The following is a 21,499-nucleotide window of genomic DNA, read 5'->3' on the forward strand; positions in this document are numbered from 1 at the left end:
CGCCTCAGCGCAGTGCGTTCGCCTGCGACGTGGCCTTGCCGACGTCGAGCAGGGTCGGAGTGATCAGGATAACGACGACCTCGCGGCGGTTCCTGGCCGACCTGCCGCCGGACAGGAGCCAGTTGCGGGGATCGCCGACGCCCGACTGGGCGCTGGTGCTGCGTGCGGTCTCGAAGCCGGCCAGTACCAGGGTGGACCGGTTCGGCACGATGGACTGCTGCACGAAGTTGCGCTGGTTGACGTTCGGCAACTGCACGGTGGAACCGTTGACCGTGAAGGTGTCGAAGCCATCGTCACGGCCGACGAGCTCGGAGATGTTCATGCCGTATTGCAGCAGCAGGCTGCCGTCGTGGAGAATCCGCGGCACCATCTGAAGGTTGAAACCCGTGGAGACCGTGTCGGTCTGGATCGTTGTGGAAGCGACCCCTGAAGAGAGGCCTGTGCCTTGCGTATTCGTGACGTTCTTCACGAAGTTGCGCTTGTTTACGACCTGTAGTGGAACCGGCGAGCCGTTGACGGTCGTCAACGATGCGCTGGTCACCACCGAAACGTTGCCTCGCTCAGAGAGCGCCGAGATGGCGCCCTGACTGTTGGCGAATGGACTCGTAGGATCGAGAATGGCGTAGCCCAAGGAAGGCGTGGCACCGTTCAAGTTGCCGATCGCGCTGCTGCGCGGATCCGATGCGTTGAAGCCAGGCGAGCGGCGTCCGAGCGCGAAGGCACCCTTGGTGCTGCCGGTGAACAGCGCAGCGACGTTGTTGTCGAACGAGTCGATGTCCTCCAGCGCAACGTTCAGCACCTGAATGGAGAGTGCGATCTGACCACTCATCCGCTTTTTCATGACGTCCGCATAATCTTGGACGCGTTGCACGACGTTGGGGCTGGCTGTGACAGTAATCGTACCAGTCGCGGGAGAAATTTCGAAGCGACCGTACGGCCCAACAATGGACCCGAGCGTTTCTTTTATCTCCTTCCAAAGATCGACGGCGGAGTTGATCGATGCCTTCTGATCGAGCACGCCCTTGGTCTGCTGGCCACCCGCGCCGCCGCCGGACGTCTGCCCATTGCCGCTGGATAGGTTGAACTCAAGTTCCTGGGCGCCCGGAAGGGCGGGGAGTTCGAATGTTCTGGTAATGAGTTTGGAGAAAATGATTCGGCCGTTCTTGTGCTGCCAAGATTGATTGAAGTGCGTCCCGACGATATCGAGAAACTCGGAAAGTCGCCCAGTATAGTCGACCTTCATTTCGGACGGATTGGCTTCGCTGAAGCGGATCAGTGGCCCAGCTGCGCCAAGTGGCGCCCCTGGGCTACCGGGGCCTGCGAGAGCGGCAAGCGCGGGCGCTAGGTCCGAAGAATTGTAGGCGGCACCGATCGTCATGCCGGGGACGGGTCCGCCCCCGGGACCACCGGAGGCACCCTGCGCGACAGCTTGGTGAACAGCGCCTGCCGCGGCTGCGCTGGAGCCTGTCACCTCCTCCGGCGCCACGACGAACGGAATCCGGGTCGCCTCGGTCAGAGCTGCGGCGATCTGGGTCAAGCGCATGGGAGCCGCACGCTTGAGGGTGATGCCGCTCGGCGTCTCCAAGCGAGTAGGCAGCGGATCACCGTAGTCGAGAGCGGAAACCTTGGCGCCGACGAAGGCGGCATCCTTCACTCGGACGGGCGAACTGTCGGCAGCGGGCATAGGCCGCTCCGATTGCCGGCGCAGTTCGTCCGCACGGGTCGAGTTCAAGATGATGTCGTGATCAGCCTTGCGGGTCGCATCGCAACCGCCAAGAGCGGTGCCGGCTGCAAGGAACAAGGCTAGAAACGAACGGGTGCGCGACATGGTCAAGGGCTCCGGATCGGGTGCTATTCGGCCACGGCGGATCCGTCGTTCGACACGACGAGGACCCGGTTGCCCTTGAAGAAGGTGACGTTGATACGCGGCTGGACGTCGCCGACGGAGCGGACGAGCTCGCCCGCCGCCTGCACGAAGTCGCCCGAGAACTGCGCGCCGGCCTGGAGGCGGTACTCGTACTGGGACTTCCAGACGATGCTCCAGCCCGAGCGGGCGGCCCACGCCTCAAGCAATCCTCGCAGGCTCGCGTCCTTGTCCGCGCGCCACGCCGCCGGCGGAGGCGGGGGAGCAGGAGGGGCGCCCGCTCCAGGCCCTCCATAGGGCTTCCACCCCTCGCCGCTTGGCGCGGCGGCCGGCGCCGGGGCGGGACCGCCGCGGTAGGGCACGAACACGATGCCGCCCTGACCCGCCGTCGCCACCTGCTGCACCGCTCGGCCCGGTTCGACGGGCGGGTTCGGGTCGCCCTGGCGGGTGATGCGGATGCTGCGTCCTGCATAGGTGACCACGTAGCCGCGGCTGGTCGCCACGCTGTCGAGGACGCGGCGCCAATCCGCGCCACCCTCCCAGGTGACGCGCTCGCGCACGTCGACGCCGTTGCCGTAGGACACCTTCGCGCCTGCCGGAGCGATCTGCCGGACGGCGAGGGAGAAGGGGACGTCCCGGCCGAAGCCGTCGATGGCCTGGGCAAGCGCGGGCGGCGCCGCGCCAGCGACGAGTGCGGACGCGACGAGAAGGCTGAAGAGTCTCATGGCTGGTCCGCCTCGATGGAAGGAACGGGTCCGGTCGGCGCAGCCGTCCCGGCGGTTTCCGGCGCCGTCGCGGCGGCAGCCGCCTCCTCGGCTTCGCGGCGCCGCAGGCGCCACTCGAAGCCGAGGCAGGCGAGCATCAGCCATTCCGGGAAATGCCCTTTGTTGATCCAGTTGTGGATCGCCTGTTTGGTCAGCCGGAAGACGTCCGCCACCTCGTCGTCGGTGGAGAGCTGACAACGCTGCTTCCAGTTGTTGAAGCTCTCCACGGACATGCGCGGGATCTGCGGAACGGGTCCGAGATTCGCCTCGACGCAGGCGTCGTATCCGTCGCAGGCGAGGGAGACCCAGTACTTGACCTCGCCGTCCTCCTTCCGCCAGTTCCTCACCGTCTGCGGGGAGACCCCGAGGACGACGGAAATCTGGCCCGGCATGGTGAGGCCGCGACGGCCGCACCAGTCGAAGAACTTGTCCCGGGACATCTTTTCCGAGGGCGTCATTCCGCTCTCTACGTGCTGGGTGAACCTCGATCTGCGCACGCCCAGCCGCGGACGCATCCTTCCACTCAAGGAACAGATGCGCTTCCACGAAGCGTCGAAGGAATGAATGCAGCCCTACCGAAGGCGACTATGTGGCGGACCCGGAGGGGCGTCAACAATTTGTTGGCGATGCCACCGTTCCTTCGTTGCGGACGCCGAGAAGAGATCAGTCGCCGCCCGAGCCGGTCGGCCGCATGTCCGGAAGCCGCTCGGGAGCGAAGACCGCGCGATCGCGATCCGGGCGGAACACCTCCGCCAAGCTGATCTCGATCCTGCGGCGCATCTCGGCCCAGCGCTGCTCGGGCGGGATGTGCTTCCAGGCTCCCAGTTCGCGTCTGGAACGCGCGGCTTCCATACCCAGGGTCCTCGGGCCCGGCCATCGGGCACCGCGGCGGGATTCTACCGAGGGGCGACGAAAAAGGCCTGGCCGGGCGCCGTCAGCGGACGGCCGCCGGTCCCCATACGAACTCGTCGTAGGCGCGCATCATCCGGCGCAGGCGGCCGCGGGCCCGTTCACCCGCCGCGGTGTCGGATTTGAGCTCGGCGCGGCTGCGGACCCCGCAATAGCGACGGACGGCCTCCGAGGCGAAATCGTAGCCTGACATCGCGTCGAGACCGAACCTGAGACCCGGCTCGTCGAGCAGCCGGGCGATGTTGCTCCGCGCCCAGGACGCGAAACGGGCGTCCCTGCAGAGGATCTGCGCCTGCTGCGTCGCGTCGAGGGTATGGAACGGCCGCCGTCGGGACAGGTGACGCGGGTCGAGGACGCGCTCGTCGTCGGAAACAGCCCAGACGGCGAGCACGAGGCGCTCACCGTCCTTGCGGCCGGAATGCAGCCCGTCGAACGGATGCAAGCCCTTGGTGCCGTCCGGTCCCTTGTCGATCAGGAAGCGAACCATCATGCCCACGTCGCAGTCGTCCGCCCAGCGCAGGAGCATGCCTTCGCCGTCGTGGACCGGGCGCTCCCCCGTCCCCGCGCCCCCCTCGTCGGTGGACGCCGCAGGCTGTGCGACGGCGAAGCGCAGGCGCTGCCCGGACGGCCCGTGCCGCATGCCCTTGAACGGATGAGATGCGAGATCGTGGACCGAGCTCAGGCAGAACGTCACCGTCATGCCCTGTTTGGCGGAATGCGACCAGTTCAGGAGCAGGGCCTCGCCTGCGTAGACCGGAGGCGGCGTGTCGTCGGTCCGATTCCGTGAAGGAACGGGAAAGTGGGCGTTCATCGCGGAAGCCTGCAACAGATCCCCGCCGAAGCGCAAGGCGGCCGGGGTCGGAGTCGTCTCGTTCCTTCGAAAACGGTTGACGCTTCGCCAACGCCGCTGGATCCTCGCTCCTTCAACGGAGCGCAGACGATGACGCTGGTCGAGCTCGAACTCGTTCTCGCCGACCGCCTCGGCCTCGACGCCCAGGAGACGAGCCGCGTCGTGCGCGGCGCACTCGCGCTCGTCGCCGAACGGCTGGCGACGGGCGAAGACGTGAAGCTGCAGGGCTTCGGACGCTTCTCGGCCAGCGAGCGGCCGGCGCGCCGCCGCAAGGATCCGCGCGACGGTAGGGATCTCGACGTACCCGCCCGACGCGCAGCCGTGTTCAGGCCGTCCCGACTTCTCCGGGAGCGGCTCAACAAGCCTGAGGGCCGCTGAAGGCCGCCGACCGGGAACACCACCCTCCGATCGCCGGATCATCCATGTAGGTCCGGGAGAAGTCGGCGTAGACGTCCGGACGGGACGAGGCGACGAGGCGCACGAAATCCCCGGAGAGGATCCGACCCTTGAGCGCCGATCCGTCCACGCATGACCGTTCGACGACCTTCAGCGCGCCGTCGTCCCCGAGCCGGGAGACGAAATGGTCCATGAGCACGAGCGCGACCGCGCGTCCGGCGAAGCCGTCGCGTGCCAGAACGGCCAAGCGATCGGCATCGAATCCAGGATCGTGGACGAGCGAACTCGCATCGAGGACGGCGCATGCGGCGCCGTCGGCGGTTGAGATCGAAGCGGGGACGACCGGGAGCACGTGCATGGCGTCGCTCCTTCGATCAGGCCGCAAACGACGGCTCGAAGCAAAGGGCATCCTCCGTCCGGACCGGAGTGAGGATGCCCTGGATGAAGGGGAGGTAGGTCAGGATGGCTTCGTAGACCCCCGTGAGGCGTCCGCGCAGCTCGCCAGCCTCGGGCGCGTCGAGGCCGCACCGTTCGATCCAGGCGGAGAAGCTTCCTGCTGCCTGGACGTCCTCTGCGTCGGCCATGAGGCAGCTCACCGCGGTGGCGGCGTCGAAGTCCGGCCAGGACTGGGTGTGATGGAACTCGATCGGGGCGTCGCCGCCGAGGCGGCAGGACCAATGGAACAGTCGGTCGCCCCCCGCGTCGCCGCCGAGCCAGAGCGGGTTGTCGGCCGAAGCGCGGAAGGCGACGGGCAGTGTCCTGCCGGCGATCTCGACGAGGATCTCGTCTTCGGCGGCGGCGCGTTCGGCGTAGGCGTCCATCGAGGCGTCCTCGTTCCTTCGTGACGGAGCGTGGCGCCGACCGTCGCTAGAGACAAGAGGTGGCGCGGCCCTCAGCCTGCACGCGCGCCCGAGGCACAGGCGGCGATGGTGCCGGCGCACAGCGCCAAGGCTTCGGATGCGGCGTTCACGCGGACGGTCCCGACCTGCCCCAGGCGGTCGGGGCGCCAAGCCACCGTCTGCCAGCCGTCCCGCGTGCGAAGGACGTCGGCCCGGACGCCCCGCAGATGCGCAAGACTGCGCGCATGGACGGGCGAGGTGGTGTAGCCCGGCAGCATCGGTGCAAGCCACGTCATCGTCCGGAGCACGTCGAGCGGGATCCGCTCCCGGGGGCTGCGCAGGGCGAGAAGACAGTGGACGAGAAGATCGGCGATCGGCGACCCGTCCGGCATCTCCATGAGGAGTCGCGCCGCGTCCTCGAGCCCGATGTCGGCGCCGTGCGGAGTTCCGCCCCGATCCGTCATGCCGCCAACCTCGCTTGCGAGCGGACGACGTGCGTTCCGCCGATGCGGTCGTGCCCGCCGATGCGGCCGGCCGAGACCTGTAGGATCAGGATGGGAGCGATGCCGTACTTCAGCAGATTGCGCAGAACCGCGTTCCCGAAGCGCGGCGGACGGCCGCCGGCGTCCACCACCCTCAGCCCGCATAGAAGCTTCCCCGGCGTCGCCCCCCACCGGGCTTCGCAGAGCGGAGGGAGAAGGAGGCAGGACAAGACATAGGCCGCCGCTTCGCAGCCCCACTGCAGGAGCCGCGGGTGGGGATCGAGGACGGCGAGGCCGAAGCTCGACGCGCCCACGATCCCGAAGATCGCGAGGGCATCGACGAAGGCCGCGGCGACCCTGTCGTCGAAATCCGTGGAGCGGGACATGAACACTTCCGGTGAAGGAACGGATCGAGCGTAGCCGGAGCACTTCAGCCCGTCAACGAAACGACGTTCCTTCGAGCGGAGGGTACTGGGCCCTGCGGGGCTCGCCGGCGGAGGAGCCTGGACCGTCCCATAGGCCCCGGGCGGGACGTCGCCTGCCCAGGCCTTGGCCTGTCAGTCGAGGAACGGCAGGTCGTCCTCGTCGGACTCGACGGCGTCGTCGGGAACCGGATGGCGCCGAACGTCGTCCAGGAGGAAGAATGCGTAGTCGACGGCCAAGTCCGACGGGACCTCTCGCCTGTTGTCCGAGATCGACTGCCGCCAGCGCGTCATCCGGCTCCATCGCGCGTGATCGAACAGCCGCCAGGAATCGGGAAGCCGATCCTCCATCCAGCGGGGGTTGACCCCGTCGACGTCGATCCGGGCGAAGGCCATGCCGCGTCCGCCGAGAGCCTCCGCTTCGGGCCGGTCGGACGCATGGGCCTCGAGCCAGGACACGAGCAGGCTCCCCGGGTCGTCGGTCGAGACCCTGGCGTCGAGCGCCCCGTCCCGTCCGATCCTGTGCCCCACGAGACGGTCCACGGCGGCGACGTACTGGTTCGGCGTGTAGCCGAGCGTCCTCGCCCGGCTGACGAAGGACACGTCCAGCCAGGGGCCCCGCCGCGTCTCGGGATCGCGCAGCTGGGCGGCGTAGCGGCGGCGGAGTTCCTCCTTCTGCTCGATGGCGGCCTCCTCGCGCGCCGAACGCACGAGGTCGTTGAAATCGGCCTTGGGCAGCCGGTTCAGTTCGCCGGCGATGTCGCCCTCCTCGGAGAGGATCCAGCGCAGCCAGAGCGGGTCGACCTGGAGCAGGTTGTCGAAATCGATCTCGATGCCGGAGGGTCCCTCCTCCATCGCTTCGAAGGCCGAGGCGGTCACGACGTCCGGGCCGCCGCCGCTCTCCACGATCTCGTCGATCTCGATCCCGTCGCGCTGGCGGTGGAGGCGCGCGAGACCGACGTAGGCCATCGCGGGCTGCTCGCGGGCCTGGGCCAGGAAGATCTGGGCGAGCGCCGCCTTCTGCTTCTGCCGTCCGAGGCGCATGACCCGCGCGAGAGCGATCTCGCGGGGCCAGACGATCTCGTGGAAGAGGTTCGCGTGCATCGCGTCGCCGAACAGCCCGGCGGCCTCGAGCCGTGCGGTCCCGGGAACGATGCGGACGAGGTAGTAGTCGTCCGGCCTCACGTGATCCTCGAACCACCGGAGGAAGGCGCCGTCCGGATCGCGACGCGCCTCGACGATGCGGGAGTGGTAGGGCCCGCCTCCGCCCGCGGTCCGGATCGCCTCGAGTTCCGAATACCAGTCCTTGTGCCGTCCGAGCACGAAGTCGGGGTCCGGGAAGCCGCAGGCGGCGGCGCGCGCCGCGCAGCGGTCGAGCGTGGACTGCGCGACGTCGTAGGCCCCGACGGCGCGCAGGATGTTCTCGACGGCGCGCTCGCCCGCCGTCTCGATGTCCTCGATGGTGCGGAAGCGGCCATCCCCCTTCGCCGGTCGGCGGGCGGTCTGGTCCAGGGCGGTCCTGCTCATGGGACCTCAGCGCTTCTTGATGAACCGGGCGACGACGCTTCCGTCGACGCGGCCGAGAGCGGGGTTGTGCTGCGCCTTCATGTGCACGTCGAGCCAGAGCAGGAATTCGTTGTGTGGATCGCGCACGGCCGACGCTCCCGCGCCCAGGCTGGCCTCCCAGAGGTTCTGGTAGTGATCGAAATCGATCGCGTCCCGCTCGACCCCGTATTTCCCCAGCAGGAGGGCGGCCAGATCCCTCGTTTCGGCATAGAGCACGAAGCGTCCCGAGCGCTGATCGTCGCTCTGGCCGTCGAAGATGTCCTGCGTGCGTCGATCGCGGGTGCGGCGCGGGCCCGTCAGCGCGGCTCCCTGCCTGATCTGGGTCAGTTCGTCCTTCGTCTTCAAGCGCGGCTCGAAGCGGATGTGCGTGACCTTGCGGCTGTCGCCGGCGGTGACCTCCTTGAACTCGAGCACGAAGCCCGCGATCAGATTGACCTCCGCGACCGCGGGCTCGAGCACCTTCTTCCGGAAGTTGTCGAAGCGGGGATACCCGTCCGGGACGTCGCAGACGCGGCGCAGATCGTCGAGCGAGACCTGCCAGACCGGATGAAAGCGCTTCACGTAGAGCAGGGCGTGCTCGTAGAGCCGCTTCGCGCCGATCCGCCGGAAGGAGCGGACGTGCATCATGTTGATGGCGGCGTACACGCTCGGCTGGTTGAGGAAGGTCAGAAGGATCGGATCGAAGGCGTAGCGCAACTCGCCGTTCTCGGCACGGCAGAGATCCGCCGACAGGAAATGCACGAAGACGGTGTGCTCCTCGCCCTCGTTCTTGTACGCGATCTCGACGTTGACGTTGCCGAGCCTGCGGAGGGACTCCTCCAGGTCGGCGAGCCGCACGCCGCTGCCGAGATAATGCAGCACGTCGCGGACGGCGACCGAATGCACGGGGCGGCTGGTCAGCGCATCGTGGGCCAGCCACAGCAGATAGTCGAACAGCTTGTGATCGGCGACGTTGAGATCGCCCTTCGGCTTCGCGGTCACGGCCTCGATGGCCTTCGGGAAGGTACGGTCGTAGGTCTGCCCGGCGCGGGTCGTCCGGATCGAAGGAACGGATGGCATGATCACCTCCAATTCCATCCCTTATCACCTACGCCATCCCCTACGGCAAGAGGGAAAAGCGTAGGGGATAGTCGCTCGATCCGTAGGGAGGCATCTCGATCGAAGCAACGACGGTTTTGCACGATCCGTAGGGGATAGTCGGTGGATTCGTAGGGGATGTCCGAATTAGAGAACGGGATTTCCTAGCAAATACAACGACTTGCCGAACAAGATTTCGATGCGAAATATATAGAAGGGGAATCCCGGATTCCGTGGGGCCGATCCACGACGACGAAGCAACGACGCCCGAGGATCGGCTGTGCACGATCCGTAGGGGGTTGGCTTAGCGGTCCCCGACCCGAAGGGAACCCCTCCCGGCGATCTTCCTCCGGTAATCCCAGGGCGCTTCGAACGAACCGATCCAAACGCCCCGACGTGCCACCCTCGCCTCGGATTGGGCCGCCAGATAGCGCGTGGTCACGGCCTTCGGCACGACGGCCAAGCCCTCGGTCACCAGAGTCAGGCCCAGGTCCACGCCGTCGACGGTCGTGCAGACCGAGGAAACGGCATCCCCGGCCTGGATCTCCCCGACGCACCGGAGGGAACGCCCATCGGCCAGCGATGCCAGTCGTTCCCTGGCCTTTTCCCCGCAGCGCCAGCCGGTGGCGCCGGCCGTACAGACCTGACCGACCTCGGGAGCGTCGGCGCCGAACAGGGTGACGTGCCGGCCGCCGATCGTGAGGGTGTCGCCGTCGACGACGATGGCATTCCCCTCGGTCACCAGCCCCCTCGGATCGACCGTCGCGCCCGTACGGACCGTCGCCTGGACGGGAACCGGCGGTGCGATCGGTGGGGCCTGCGTGGGCTGACCCGACGGACCGCGGGACTGGTCGATGGTCGGCTGCGGTGTAGCCACCTGGAAATCCCGGTTCGTCCCGTTGCCGAGGCCGAAGGGATCGGACGGAGAAGTCCGCAGGTAGCTTTGGCCCGGCAGCACCACGCCCGGGGGAGCGGTTCCGCCGATGGGCAGGGCCTGATAGGGCGTCGATCCAGGCACGATGCCCGTCGGCAACCCGCCGGGTCGGTAGGGGCTGTAGGTCGGCATGCCATTCGGGGCGAAGACCGCCGTCTGTCCCTGGGCGGCACCGGCCGAGCAGGCACCCAGCGCAAGGGCCAGCATCACGCGTCTCATGTGGTTGCTCCTTCGTTTCCGGGAGTCTCGGATCGAAACATCCGCTGCGCAAGTCCGGCGGTTCCTTCCCTGAAGTCCACCCATGGCCCCCCGGGATCCGTCCGGAAGTCCAGACAGGTGCGATGCTTCGGGCACCTCGGCAGCATTCGCTCTCCATGACGTGGGCCGCGGATCCCGGACGCGACGGGCCGGACGTCCTTTGACGGATCGTGCGCCCCTCCCTCGTGGCCTCGGATCCGGCCCCGGCCTGGTTGCGTCCGACCCGACGTTTCCGATGGAAGCCTCGGCGCGCTGGTCCGCATTTCCGGCGGGTGGAAAGGATAGGGCGCCGCACCGGCGCGTGCGCGCCACGAAGCAACGACGAGCGTGGTCGCTTGCGCTTCGCATTTCATTGCTTCAGTGTTTGGCGATGCAAGGAATGGGACCACAGTCCGGTGCCGCCCCCGCGGTGCTCGATCTCTTCTCCGGGTGCGGCGGCTTCTCCCTGGGGTTCCAGGCCGAGGGCTTCCGCATCGCGGGATCGGTCGAGATCGATCCTTCCGCACGAGCGACCCACGCCGCGAATTTTCCCGGCGCGATCCACTTCCGCGATGCCACGATCCTCGATCCGGCGGAGGCTGCGGCCTGTCTCTCCGGCTCGCCGTTCACCGTTCTGGTCGGAGGCCCTCCCTGCCAAGCCTATGCCCGGGTGGGCAGGGCGAAGCTCCGGAGCGTCGCTTCCCGTCAGGATGCCCACCTCGACGACCCTCGGGTGCTGCTCTTCCGGCACTGGCTCCGCTTCGTCGAAGCCATCCGGCCCCAGGCCGTGGCGATGGAAAACGTACTCGACTGCCTCAGCGTGGGCGGCCGGAACGTAATGGAGGAGACGGCCGAGGCTCTCGTCCGACTGGGCTACGTTCCCCGCTACACGATCCTGAACGCCGTGCACTACGGCGTTCCGCAGATGCGCGATCGCGCGTTCCTGCTCGCCTACCGGGGGGATCTGGGTCTGGAGCCGGCCTTTCCCGAGCCGACCCGAGCCCACGAGCTGCCGAAGGGGTATCTGCATTCCCGGCACGTCGCCATGCGGGGCGCCGGCGCCGCGACGTCGCGCTTCTTCGTCCAGCCGAGACATCCCGTCGTGGGGCTGATGCCAGCGATCACGGCGGTCGAAGCCATCGGCGATCTGCCGAGCCTCGCCGGATCGAAGGCTGCGGGCGCCATCAAGGGGCGGCGGAGCACGGGCGACCTCGCCGCCTATCGGACGGACGTCACCCCCTCGGACTATGCGGCCCGCCTCCGCTCGGCCACGGGGGAGGGCGCGACCTCCGGGCACGTCACGCGGGCGATCGGCCGCGACGCCGTTCTGTGCGGGCTGATGCCGCCCGGCTCGGAGTATCCAGCTGCCCACGCGATCGCGGAACGGCTCCTGGCGGAGGAGATCGCGGCCCGGACTGCGGACGGGCGGGTCGTGAGCGACTTGGAGGTGTCCGCGCTCCGGGCCGGCATCGTACCCCCGCACCCGACGCACACGTTCCCGAACCGGTGGTGGAAACTCGTCGCCGATCGGCCTGCGCGGACCCTCCTCGCCCATCTCGGAAAGGACGGCTATTCGCAGATCCACTACGACGGCACGCAGAGCCGAGTGATCTCCGTCCGAGAGGCGGCCAGGCTCCAGTCGTTCCCGGACGACTTCCGGTTCGAAGGGACGATGAACAACGCGTTCCGGCAGATCGGCAACGCGGTTCCCCCGATGCTCGCGCAGGCCATCGCGGGGTGCGTGGCGCAGGCGCTCGGCCATGGCGAGGCGCGCCTCGCCGCATGATCGAAGGAACGGCCCTTGAACCGATCGGCTCCCGGGCCGTTGTCCCGCCGGCCACCCGCGGCGGCATGACCTTCGCTTCGCCGGCCGTCCGGACCCTGGCAGGAGATCACGCGTTGGACGTCGCCGGCCTTGCACACGTCCTCCGCAGCACCTCCGACATGGCGGCGGCTCATCTCGCCTTCCACTCCTTCGCTGCGACTGCGGGAGCGTCGGCATGGGCCCTTGCCGCCATGCGTAGGAGCGGGGAGGGTGGCTTCCTCTTCGACGTTCTCGCCTCCTGGCGCGCCGAAGACGGCGCCGCGTCCGGAACGGTCGGCCCCTGCGAGAACGACGGCGCGCTGGCCCGGACGTGGCGCACCCGCAAGGCCATCGAACTGCACGCCGCCGAGATCCGCCCTCCCGAAGTCGAGGGCGTGCTGGCGCTGCTGGGCGAAGTCGTGGTCGAGAGCGTCGCGGTGCTGCCCGTCGACGGCCCGGATCCCTCGCGACGGCTGATCGGCCTCGCGCCGGCAGGGGAGGGGGTCGATCTGGGATCCATTCACCGGGGCTTCGAGGTCTACGTCGCGTTCTTCGCTCGGCTGCGCCGCGAAGCCAATCTGCCGGAGCGCACCGATCTCAGTCGAAGGGAGATCGAGATCCTGCAGCGATGCGCCTTCGGGATGAAGACCGAAACGATCGCGGCCGCGCTCGAGGTGTCGGCTCACACCGTGCGGGAGCATCTCGACCGCGCGAGGATCAAGCTGGACGCGCGGAATCTGACCCATGCCGTCGCGCTCGCGATGCGGGCTGGCCTGATACGCTGAGCGGTAGCCGGCTCAGGCCCTCCTCCGCCTGCTGGGCACCCTGCCTGTTCGGCCGAGCCTTGGCGGGCCGTGTCGGCGTCCGTCCTGCATTTCCATCCGCCCACGGTCGTTATCCATCTCCCCGCTCACCTCGACCCCGACGGCTTCGTTGCTTCGCTGGAGGCTGGACGTTCGCGCGTGGCCATCCTATCCATGAAGGAATGAAACATGCAGCGAGGTTGACTGTGAGGCGCGCTGTCGTCGTCACGATCGTCGATCGGGATCGTCTCGAACGTAGAGGCGACGCGTGCCGACGAAGGCCTGCGTTGCGGGACCCTCTCCGGGGCCGTGGGTTCGCATTCGGGGCGGCACGGGTGCCGCGAAGAGAAGGTACGCATGCGGCAGATCCCTCGTTTCGAGGGCGATGCTCGCCAAGCGGGCTTGCGGACGCTGCGGCGCGTGCCCGACGGCAAGCTTCGCGGGATGTGCGCAGCCGCGGACATCGGGCGGGACGACCCGAAGTCGGCTCGATGGTGACGCCGACGTCCTCCCAGTGCGGTCGCAACACGCTGTCCGTCCTGGACCTCTTCAGCGGCATCGGGGGCATCTCGCTCGGGCTCGAGCAGGCCGGCCCGTTCCGTACCGTCGCGTTCTGCGAAGCTCTCGAGTCCCGCAGACGCATCCTCCGCCGCCACTGGCCGGACGTACCGATCCATGACGATGTTCGGACCCTCGATGGTCGATCCTTCCGCGAAGGAGACGAGCCTTCCGTCGACGTCATCTGCGGCGGGTTCCCATGCCAGGACATCTCGCTCGCCGGGAAGGGCAGGGGGCTCGAAGGCGAGCGCTCGGGCCTCTGGTCCGAGTACGCCCGGCTCGTCGGTGAGATCCGGCCGCGGTGGGTCGTCGTCGAGAACGTCGCGGCGCTCCGCTCTCCGCGTCGCAAGCTCAGACGCTGCGAATGCGGTTGGCGCGGAACCAAGGCCCGTCGAAATTGCCCGGCTTGTCGACGGGACTTGGCTGCCGCCGCAGACGGACTTGCTCTCGCCGCTGGGCTCGGCACCGTTCTGCGAGACTTGGCCGCGCTCGGGTATGATGCTGAGTGGCACTGCCTACGAGCTTCCGACGTTGGGGCGCCCCACCTCCGCGACAGGGTGTGGATCCTCGCCCGGGAAGCTGCTGCCTACGCCCGTCTCCGCCGACGCCAAACGGGGAACGGGCACCTATCGGCGCGGCAGTCCGACCTTGAAGGGCGCGCTGGAAGTGCATCTCAGGGACCGGGAACTGCTGCCTACGCCGAGGTCCTGCTCAGGCCTGCGCTCCTCAGGGAGCAATCGGACCGAGATGTCTCAGGCCGTTGGGCGCTCCCTTGGGTCGAAGTCCTTGATCGTGTTGGCGACCTGGATGCTCGGGTTCCCGGAAGCGTGGACCAGCTTGCAGCCCTCGGAGCCAGCGTCGTCGTCGCCATCCCCCAAATGATCGGCAACGCCATCATGATCGCGGAAGGCCTGCGCGAGCCTCCGGCAGGCTGGGACGACATGAGGGCGGCCGCCTGACCGTGCAGCCGCCCGGAGGGGCGCGCCTTACCGGATCGGCCCCGACGTGGCGGATGCCCCTCCGCCGCGTCGTCCGCGGGGGAAAGGTCAGGGGGACGGGGAGGGCGGAGCTAGGCCAGGGGGGGCGGCATAGGCCTCCGCCAGCGCCGCCGTCTCGTAGCCCCGGATCCTGCGGTCCAGGACGTCGAGGATCTTGAGCGCGTCGTCGCGGGAGGCGGCCGCTTTTCCCGGATAGTCGAATCGGCGCAGGTCCGAGGCCATGTCCTCGACCGCCTCCAGAAACGCGGCGACGTCGGCTTGCGTCCCGTCCGAGGCGACGCGCGCGTGAGCCGCCCGAGCCAACCCGTATGCGTCGATGCCCGTGAGCGTCATGTTGCCGATCCGATCCTCGAATACCCGCAGCGCCTGCTCGCCGAGGCGCGCGGTTTCCAACGCGAGGTCGTTGCGGCGGGCATAGGCCGGATCGAATTCCAGGACGCTGCCGGCGGGACCGAACGTCTCCGGATCGCGGTGACGGCGGCGGCCGATCTCAGCACACCACGCGAGCATGTCGTCGAGCCGCTCGATGCCGAACGCGGTCTCGGCGTTGCCACGATAGGGATGGCGGCCGCCGCTGGGCGCATCGAGGTAGACGCAGTAGCAGCCAAGCCCCAACTGTTCGACCGACCAGCTCGGCGGCGATTTCCTTCGCCATACCTTGCCGTCGACGAGGAGCAGCTTCCGTTCCAGGGATCTGGCAGCGGCGGCGGCCTCGGTTCTGTCGTCTTCGACGATCCTCCCTTCGATCTCCTCGGGCGCGGCGATCCGGCGCCACTCGAGATGATCTCCGGTCCGGTGTTCATGCTCCGTGAGCACCGGATCGTAGAGGAAGTCAGGCCACCTGTTGGTGCGCGTCGCGATGCGGTTCCAGCCGACCACGTCGGTCTGTCCATACTGCGCGCCACGTCCCACTGGTCCCCAGAGCATGCCGTTCCAGCCGCGGTACTCGACGCCCTGTCCCTCGCCGCGGCCCGACTTGGCCCAGGCGGCGGTCCCGGCGACGATGCGCCCGACCAACGGGACCTCGGCGTTCGTGACGGAAGCGACTTCCAGATCGATCGGAGCACGCAGCACCACCCGACTGGGACGCCGCTGCCCTTTCGCCAGGACATCGGCCCGATAGGGGTGCCAGATACGGATCTTCTCGGCGGGCATCGGTCGTCGCTGTCTCGGCGTGCGAAGGGATCCGCAAGGCTTCCCGAAGCTGCCGCAAGGCTCAACCACGGGAAGCGGCCGTTCGGTCGGGGTCTGTCGAGGCCCCCGGGCGGATCGATCTTTTCGCGTGCGGATGCGAAGCTCGATCGCATTCCATGGAGACGGCGATGACTTTGGCGGAGAGGCGTGCCGAGGCGGCGGAGTTCCTTGAGAAGGTCGGCTGCGAGATCACGTCATCGTTCTTCGGCCGGAACGGCGGTTCGTATTCGGTCGGCCGCATCGGCCGGAACGCCTACTTCCTGCCGACCACGTGGCCGCGCGAGGAGTACGTGCTCGACTGGGTCCATGGACACCGGGAGCAGGTCCGACGTGGCGTCCTGGGCGAACCGGTCGAATTCCAGCTCTTCCTCGAGTTCGCCGTCGAGCGGGCCGCGGAGCGCGCCGGAGGCGACTGGCACCTCTTCGTCGCCGCGCTCGGGAACGACCTCGACCAGGTCCGGCGCGAGGCGCGCGAGGCGAAGGACGACGAAGTTCTCGACCTCGTCGATGAGATCGAGGGCATGCGCGCCGGTTCGCCGGCCGAGGTGCTCGGGCGCGTCAGGAACGCTCTCGGTCTGAACCCTTCCTCGCCGCGGCTCTGAACGCCGCCGACGCTGGCGCTCCGAGCGGGCGGCCGGTGATGCGGACCAGGCGCGGTCCGCCCTTTTCACAGGCCCGGATGGGGCAGACCGGAGGCCTCCGGGGCAGGGGCGAAGCGGGACATCCGCGAGGCGAAGACCTGGAGCGTGCGCTTCATCTCGTCCCTGGCGGAAACGGAGGCGAGTGGGGCGTCGAACCGTTCCAGATCCGCCAAGGCGGCCTCGAAGGCCGCCATCAGAGCGGACACCGTTCCGACGTCGCCATCGCCTTCCGCGAGTCTGCAGCTCAAAATCCTGGCTTCGGCATAGGCCTCGATGCCGACGGTCGACAGCGATTTCACCAGCCCGTCCAGGCGGTCCATGACGGGGCGGCCGAGATGCAGGCCGTCCGCTAGGCGGTCTTCCCGCGAGGCATGTCGCGGATCGTGCGCCAAGCATACCCCTCCCGGTCCGCGGACCTCCGCCTTGCGGCCCTTGGATGCGGCGCATTCCCGAGCGTAGGCCACAGCCTCCTCCGGACGGTCGGCCGCGAATGTTCCAAGGAGGTTGGCCACTCCATCCCGCCACAGCCATTCCCGCTTAACGGTCCGGTTCCAACACAGGTAGACCTTGTGGAGGTTGCCCTCCCGCTCGACGCTCCAGAAGGGCGGACCGGCCCTGCGCCACACGTGGCCGTTGACGAGGAGAACGGACTCCGCGCCCCGAATCGCGCGCTCGGCGCCCCGCTGCCGGCTGTCCGCGATCACCCTGCCTGCCGTCTCGCCGAGGCGGATCGCTCCGTCCCAACCGTCCACGAAGCCACTCGGGGTTGCGTACTGCGCAGCCAGAATCGGATCCAGGAGCTCGTACGGTTCGGGAAGCAGGGGGCCTCCGGTCATCGAAGCCTGCCACTGCTCAAGCGTTGCGCCGGAGGTGCCGTCGGGACCGGGGAGGGGTTCCCACAGGCTTCCGTCGAAGCCGTGCAGCACGACCTCGGGACCGCCGCCGAGTTCCCCCTTCCAGGTGTCGTAGCTGCTGGACGGACGGAATCTCGAGGCGACGGTTAGCTCCTCGGTCGATGTCGTCCTGACGTCCACGTCGATCGGGGCCAGCGCAAGTCTGCGCTCCGGCTTGCGGGTGCCGGGCCGCACGATATCGACGGGAAAGGGATGCCAGATACGGATGCGCGTGCGCTCGGCCATTGATGCCCTCCGCTCGGAGCAAAGACGCGCGGTCCGCAAGCGGCAAGTCCTTGGGCGAGGCACGCCGAACCGCCTCTCGCGCGGCGGCTGTGTCGCTTCTCGGAGCTCGAAGCCGCCATGTCCCGTGTTCGTTGCCTGTCCTGGAGGCAATGGCGCCCCGCTCCGTAAGTGGGCGCCGACTTGCGTCCTGATCGCTGCACCGAACGCCGAGGAGCGCGCCAGCTGCGGACGACTTGAGCCCAGTATGGACCCTCTGGCCTTGCGTGCGGCGAGCCGCGCCGGGTGCGGTCGGACATGCAGGCTCCTGGCGCGAGCGTCGGCGGCGGAAAGGCAAGCGGCAAGTTCGCGCCGTGGTCTGCCTCCGGCCGGATCAGGTCGCCGGACCGACGTCGTTGAGCGGATGGAGATCCCGCACCATGCCGTGGGTTCGGCGCGTGTCCGTGTGCAGGTAGATCTCCGTCGTGCCGAGGTCGGCATGCCCGAGCATCTCCTGGATCGACCGCAGGTCCGCGCCGTTCGAGAGCAGGTGCGAGGCGAAGGCATGTCGGAGCTTGTGCGGGGAGACCCGGTCGGGGTTTCGGATGCCGGCCGCCACGGCCGCCTCCTTGATCTCGGAGAGCGCGCTCTGACGGGTGAGCGGAGCTCCGCCGCCTCTGACGGCGTGGAACAGCCACTTGTCCGAGACGGAACCGTAGGCCGCAGCGAGTTCGCGCCAGACCTCGACCGCCTCGACGGCGCGGTCGTGAAGCATGACGAGGCGCTCCTTGCCGCCCTTGCCCTTGACGATCATCGAGCGCGCGCCGGGAGCGATCGCGGCGGCCGGCAGGTTCACCGCCTCGGAGACGCGCATGCCTGAGGCGTAGAGCACCTCGAACAGCGCGGCTCTGCGCGCGTAGCCCGCCTGTCGGTAGAGGCCCACCTCGCCGTCGCGGGCGAGCGCGTGCGCGGTCTCGAGAAGTTTGTCGACCTCCGCCATCGTCAGGACCAGCGGCAGACGTTCGGGCCGCTTCATCGCGGCCACCATGCTCGTCGGATCGTGGCCGACATGATCCTCGGCCATCAGGAATCGGTGAAGAGAACGCACGACGGTCCGCCGATGCGCGATCGTGGCTTCCGAGAGCTGGCGTGCGTCGAGGCTGGCGAGATAGTCGTTGAAGTCGGTCCGCGACGCGCCCTCGACCGTGATCCCGCGAGCGGCGAGGAAATCGGCCCAGCATCGCGCGCTCGTCCGATAGACCCCAAGCGAACTCGCCGCCGTGCCGCGCTCCGCGGACAGGGCATCGAGCCAGAGCTCGACGGAGGCATCGGACGACATGGGCTCCCGCATAGGGGCAAACTGCGAGGGTCCCGTAAGGAATCCGTCAACGACGCCATCACGCGACGAGGATCATCCGACGCCGCGCTCTGGAATGCCGCTTGCGCCCGATTCTCACAGGGACGGCCGCAATGCGTGGATCGGCGTAGCGAACAGTCGGCGGACGGCTCCGGTCTGGGCCGAGAGGGCAAGTTTGCGAGGGATCGGAGCGAACGCGAGCTTCAGCTCTCCCAGGCACCGTGCCAAACTGAGCGCGGGCGGCTGAGCGCTCTGGAAGACCGAGCGATGGCCCTGAGAGCGAGATCGATCACGACGCCGGCCGCCCTGCTGTGCGTTCTCCAAGCCGGTGCAGCCATGGGCCTGGAATACCCGGCGACCTGCCGCGGGCCGACCGCGACGATCACATCCATCGAGGGGCTCGACACATCCCGCGCGCGAGCCCTCGCGCAATACACGCTGCCCGACGCGATCACGCATTGCCACTACCAACTGGGGCGTGCGGCCGGGAAGCCGGGGCCGAGCCGAAGCAAGATCGAACCTTGCGTCCGCGAATTCATGCGGGATGCCGAGCGCAGCGGCCCGGTGACGGCCGAAGCGAACTGCAAGGCAGGTACGATCGGCATCCCCGACCTCAAGCCGGCCAACACGCGGAAGGTGCCGCTGGAGAACTCCTGCGCGGAAGGAGGGGAGCAGGCGGTGAGGCTGTTCGAGGTTCTATGCCCCGGGTACGAAGGGACCACCCGGGTTACCCCATGAACGTGATGTAGTCGGGTGAGGTCCTGCATAAGGAACTGCTTTGCCGATCCCGCAAGGTTTCCGTCAACGATGCTGGGAGCGAGCCCCGGCTCAGTCGCGGCGGCCCGAGGAATCCAGACAATTCGACATAATCGGGGCCGACAACCTTCAGGTACCCGATGACAAATTCGGAACTGACCGGGCGTGCCGGAAGGACGCCGGATGGACGTCCCAGGACCATCATGAAGCTCCGCCTTTCCGCCGCTTCGACCATTCTGCTCCTGTGCGGCATCGTTCCGACGAGCGCCGCCGAGTTCGAGGGGTGGTGGGCGAGAAACCCTGCACAATGCCAAGCCCCTCAACGGCATCTCGATAGCGGAGGAGCGATCCAAATCCAGAGCTTCGGAATGAGCTCGCGAGGGCTGTACTGTTCGTTCGAAGCAGTGATCGGCACGAGCCGTTCCGAAATCGATACGCTGTGCACGACACGGGATGGAGTACGGAAGCGCCTGACGGTCAGTCTGATCGCGGGCGACAGGAAGCTGATTCTTCGTCGCGCCGGCGCACAGGAAGATCTCGTCTACGTCCGCTGCGCACGTGCGTCCGCGCAGTCCGCCGGAACCCGAAACCGCTCTCTGGCCGTGAGGCTCGAGGACGCGGGGGAGAAGCTGCTGGACAGCGGACAACCTCAGAAGGCGGAGGAGCAGTTCGCGAAGGCTATCCAAGCGGAGCCGGATTACGCTTCGGCTTGGAACAACCGAGGCTTCGCCCGCCGCCTGCAGCGGCGCTACGCGGAGGCGATCGCCGACTACGACGAGGCCATCCGCCTGGAGCCCGGAACGGCGATATACCTCAGCAATCGCGGCGTGGCGCTCGACGGAATGGACCGCATCGAGGCCTCGCTAAAGGATTTCGAGGCCGCCCTCGCGATCGATCCGGACCTCCAGATGGCTCTCAACGGGCGGGGGAGCGCCTTGCGTCAGCTCGGGCGCGCGGCTCAGGCCGTTCCCGACCTTGAGAAGGCGATCCGGATCAATCCGAACTACGCCGTAGCCCTCAACAATCTCGCCCTCGCCTATCGAGACCTCGGAGACCGGAAGAAGGCGGCCGCGACCTTCACGAGGGCGATCTCGGCCGAGCCCGGCACGACCTACGCTTTGCGAGAGCGAGGCAAAATCCATCTCGACGACCAGCGGTATCAGGAGGCCGTCGCCGATCTCACCAAGGTGCTCGGCATCGATCCGAACGATCGTCAGGCCCTCAACAGCCGCGGCATCGCCTACCTGCGGCTCTGCGAATTCGCGAAGGCACTGGTCGACTTCGACGAGGCGCTGCGACGGGACGAAGGCTTCGTCTACGCCCGATGGGGGAGGGGGCTCGCTCTGGAGGGGCTGGGGAGCCATCGAGCGGCGCTCGACGCCCTCGACCGTGCTGCGAGCGACGACGCCGGCCTCGCAAAACGTTCGGATTTCTCCGCCGACCGCGAGCGGATCGCGGCCGGTCTGCGCGGGATCGTCCAGGCGTCGGTTGGCGGCTGCAGGACGCGCTGACCCTCTATCCGACCCGTGCGTGGCGCGTCTCTCCGACACCTCGTTCACGGCGTGACCGGCCTCCCGATTAGCCGGCGATCCTGCTCGGGCGGATCCTTGTTCGGATGCCCGACGATTGCCAGGGCTCGAGCCCGTGGTGCGCCGACCGGGCAGCTCGGTCAAACCGACCCGGGGACTTTCTGTCAAAACACCGCTTATGCGAACAGGCCCAGGACGCGTCCCCATGTCCGGGACGTCCGCCGCGCGAGCCTCCCTCCCCCATAAGAGTGCTCCCGCGACGTCGCCGACGGACGAGTTCGCCGACGTATAGTTGCGGATTCCGACGGAAGCCGGCCACCCATTCCGACGCGAAGCCGGCCAACGTTCCGATTTGATGTCGGCCACTCGGTAGCCGGCATCGGCTATGGCGCATCCCCGCGGGT

22 protein-coding genes are annotated in these 21,499 nt (G+C 68.0%); 7 read left to right on the top strand and 15 right to left on the bottom strand.

The window, feature by feature from the left end; translation table 11 throughout:
- Positions 1-4: 4 nt before the first annotated feature.
- The 5 genes from MFF56_RS14685 to MFF56_RS14705 form a co-directional block, all read right to left on the bottom strand.
- Positions 5-1,828 carry a secretin GspD/PilQ domain-containing protein gene (locus MFF56_RS14685; RefSeq protein WP_238230252.1) on the bottom strand — a complete coding sequence of 608 codons (1,824 nt, stop codon included), beginning with the start codon at positions 1,826-1,828 and terminating at the stop codon, positions 5-7.
- 23 nt (positions 1,829-1,851) lie between these two features.
- On the bottom strand, positions 1,852-2,589 hold the full coding sequence (locus MFF56_RS14690) for a TcpQ domain-containing protein (protein ID WP_238230253.1): 738 nt from the start codon (positions 2,587-2,589) through the stop codon (positions 1,852-1,854).
- The gene (locus tag MFF56_RS14695) at positions 2,586-3,068 is read right to left on the bottom strand and encodes a helix-turn-helix domain-containing protein (protein ID WP_238230254.1); all 483 of its coding nucleotides are present in this window, start codon (positions 3,066-3,068) and stop codon (positions 2,586-2,588) included. Before MFF56_RS14695 ends, MFF56_RS14690 begins: the two co-directional genes overlap by 4 nt.
- Before the next feature lie 223 nt (positions 3,069-3,291).
- Entirely contained in the window at positions 3,292-3,480 is a 189-nt protein-coding gene (locus MFF56_RS14700) for a hypothetical protein (protein WP_238230255.1), read from the bottom strand.
- 82 nt (positions 3,481-3,562) lie between these two features.
- Complete coding sequence (locus MFF56_RS14705; RefSeq protein WP_238230256.1) at positions 3,563-4,348, bottom strand: hypothetical protein; 786 nt, start codon at positions 4,346-4,348, stop codon at positions 3,563-3,565.
- 129 nt (positions 4,349-4,477) lie between these two features.
- Between MFF56_RS14705 and MFF56_RS14710 the strand changes: the two genes are divergently transcribed.
- Positions 4,478-4,765 (top strand): HU family DNA-binding protein, encoded by a 288-nt coding sequence (locus MFF56_RS14710; protein ID WP_238230257.1) that lies wholly within the window; start codon positions 4,478-4,480, stop codon positions 4,763-4,765.
- Here the strand turns inward: MFF56_RS14710 and MFF56_RS14715 are convergent.
- The 7 genes from MFF56_RS14715 to MFF56_RS14745 all read right to left on the bottom strand — a co-directional run bounded on the left by MFF56_RS14715 (position 4,743) and on the right by MFF56_RS14745 (position 10,322).
- Positions 4,743-5,192, bottom strand: coding sequence for a hypothetical protein (locus MFF56_RS14715; protein WP_238230258.1), 450 nt, complete (start codon positions 5,190-5,192; stop codon positions 4,743-4,745). The two genes, MFF56_RS14710 and MFF56_RS14715, sit on opposite strands and share 23 nt — an antisense overlap.
- Positions 5,158-5,604 (bottom strand): hypothetical protein, encoded by a 447-nt coding sequence (locus tag MFF56_RS14720; protein ID WP_238230259.1) that lies wholly within the window; start codon positions 5,602-5,604, stop codon positions 5,158-5,160. Before MFF56_RS14720 ends, MFF56_RS14715 begins: the two co-directional genes overlap by 35 nt.
- 71 nt (positions 5,605-5,675) lie before the next feature.
- Complete coding sequence (locus MFF56_RS14725) at positions 5,676-6,086, bottom strand: hypothetical protein (protein WP_238230260.1); 411 nt, start codon at positions 6,084-6,086, stop codon at positions 5,676-5,678.
- Complete coding sequence (locus MFF56_RS14730; RefSeq protein ID WP_238230261.1) at positions 6,083-6,490, bottom strand: RDD family protein; 408 nt, start codon at positions 6,488-6,490, stop codon at positions 6,083-6,085. Before MFF56_RS14730 ends, MFF56_RS14725 begins: the two co-directional genes overlap by 4 nt.
- A gap of 171 nt (positions 6,491-6,661) precedes the next feature.
- On the bottom strand, positions 6,662-8,053 hold the full coding sequence (locus tag MFF56_RS14735) for a hypothetical protein (RefSeq protein WP_238230262.1): 1,392 nt from the start codon (positions 8,051-8,053) through the stop codon (positions 6,662-6,664).
- 6 nt (positions 8,054-8,059) lie between these two features.
- Positions 8,060-9,151: a replication initiation protein gene (locus MFF56_RS14740; protein WP_238230263.1), complete on the bottom strand. Its 1,092-nt coding sequence runs from the start codon at positions 9,149-9,151 to the stop codon at positions 8,060-8,062.
- A gap of 322 nt (positions 9,152-9,473) precedes the next feature.
- Positions 9,474-10,322 (bottom strand): thermonuclease family protein, encoded by an 849-nt coding sequence (locus MFF56_RS14745; protein ID WP_238230264.1) that lies wholly within the window; start codon positions 10,320-10,322, stop codon positions 9,474-9,476.
- Between the two features lie 418 nt (positions 10,323-10,740).
- On the opposite strand from MFF56_RS14745, the gene MFF56_RS14750 reads away from it, so the two are divergent.
- From MFF56_RS14750 to MFF56_RS14760, 3 genes are all read left to right on the top strand, one after another.
- Positions 10,741-12,126, top strand: coding sequence for a DNA cytosine methyltransferase (locus MFF56_RS14750; protein ID WP_238230265.1), 1,386 nt, complete (start codon positions 10,741-10,743; stop codon positions 12,124-12,126).
- On the top strand, positions 12,123-12,929 hold the full coding sequence (locus tag MFF56_RS14755) for a helix-turn-helix transcriptional regulator (protein ID WP_238230266.1): 807 nt from the start codon (positions 12,123-12,125) through the stop codon (positions 12,927-12,929). The genes MFF56_RS14750 and MFF56_RS14755 overlap by 4 nt, the downstream gene beginning before the upstream one ends.
- Positions 12,930-13,438: 509 nt before the next feature.
- Positions 13,439-14,464 (top strand): DNA cytosine methyltransferase, encoded by a 1,026-nt coding sequence (locus MFF56_RS14760; RefSeq protein ID WP_238230267.1) that lies wholly within the window; start codon positions 13,439-13,441, stop codon positions 14,462-14,464.
- Between the two features lie 87 nt (positions 14,465-14,551).
- On the opposite strand, the gene MFF56_RS14765 is transcribed toward MFF56_RS14760, so the two are convergent.
- Entirely contained in the window at positions 14,552-15,658 is a 1,107-nt protein-coding gene (locus MFF56_RS14765; RefSeq protein ID WP_238230268.1) for a DUF8359 domain-containing protein, read from the bottom strand.
- A 167-nt stretch (positions 15,659-15,825) separates the two neighbouring features.
- On the opposite strand from MFF56_RS14765, the gene MFF56_RS14770 reads away from it, so the two are divergent.
- The gene (locus tag MFF56_RS14770; protein ID WP_238230269.1) at positions 15,826-16,299 is read left to right on the top strand and encodes a hypothetical protein; all 474 of its coding nucleotides are present in this window, start codon (positions 15,826-15,828) and stop codon (positions 16,297-16,299) included.
- Between the two features lie 65 nt (positions 16,300-16,364).
- Here the strand turns inward: MFF56_RS14770 and MFF56_RS14775 are convergent, their stop codons facing one another.
- Both MFF56_RS14775 and MFF56_RS14780 read right to left on the bottom strand, forming a co-directional pair.
- A complete protein-coding gene (locus MFF56_RS14775; protein WP_238230270.1) occupies positions 16,365-17,477 on the bottom strand; it encodes a DUF8359 domain-containing protein in 1,113 nt (370 codons plus the stop codon).
- Positions 17,478-17,847: 370 nt separating this feature from the next.
- Positions 17,848-18,792 carry a tyrosine-type recombinase/integrase gene (locus MFF56_RS14780; protein WP_238230271.1) on the bottom strand — a complete coding sequence of 315 codons (945 nt, stop codon included), beginning with the start codon at positions 18,790-18,792 and terminating at the stop codon, positions 17,848-17,850.
- Positions 18,793-19,077: 285 nt separating this feature from the next.
- Here MFF56_RS14780 and MFF56_RS14785 point away from each other — a divergent pair, with 285 nt between their 5' ends.
- Together MFF56_RS14785 and MFF56_RS14790 are read left to right on the top strand one after the other, a co-directional pair.
- The gene (locus MFF56_RS14785) at positions 19,078-19,548 is read left to right on the top strand and encodes a hypothetical protein (RefSeq protein WP_238230272.1); all 471 of its coding nucleotides are present in this window, start codon (positions 19,078-19,080) and stop codon (positions 19,546-19,548) included.
- A 221-nt stretch (positions 19,549-19,769) separates the two neighbouring features.
- Positions 19,770-21,077 (top strand): tetratricopeptide repeat protein, encoded by a 1,308-nt coding sequence (locus MFF56_RS14790; RefSeq protein ID WP_238230273.1) that lies wholly within the window; start codon positions 19,770-19,772, stop codon positions 21,075-21,077.
- Positions 21,078-21,499: the final 422 nt, after the last annotated feature.

This window comes from Methylobacterium hispanicum (assembly GCF_022179285.1).
GTDB lineage: Bacteria > Pseudomonadota > Alphaproteobacteria > Rhizobiales > Beijerinckiaceae > Methylobacterium > Methylobacterium hispanicum.